Consider the following 285-nt stretch of genomic DNA (forward strand, 5'->3'; position numbering starts at 1 on the left):
GCTCTTAGTTCTTAAGTAAATGCGTCCTCCACATAAGGTCACATTTTTTATGTGCAATATATTTATTAAACTCTAGTTACTTTACCAGATTTTAAAGCACGTGCAGAAACCCAAACTTTTTTAGGTTTACCGTCAACTAGGATTCTAACTTTTTGAAGGTTAGCGTTCCATCTACGTTTAGTAGAGTTTAAAGCGTGTGAACGTCTGTTACCAGTCGAAGCTTTACGACCTGTTACGAAACATTGTTTACCCATATGAGTACCTCCTTTAATAAATATAAATACA

General features: G+C 34.7%; 1 protein-coding gene. It reads right to left on the bottom strand.

The genetic code is table 11. The features are described from left to right. Positions 1–65: 65 nt before the first annotated feature. Positions 66–285, bottom strand: a 220-nt coding sequence (rpmB, locus tag D8676_RS26625) for a 50S ribosomal protein L28 (RefSeq protein WP_348629046.1), incomplete at its 5' end; no start/stop codon positions are given.

The sequence above is a fragment of the Mesorhizobium sp. YM1C-6-2 genome (assembly GCF_003666685.1).
In the GTDB taxonomy this organism is placed as follows: domain Bacteria; phylum Pseudomonadota; class Alphaproteobacteria; order Rhizobiales; family Rhizobiaceae; genus Mesorhizobium_K.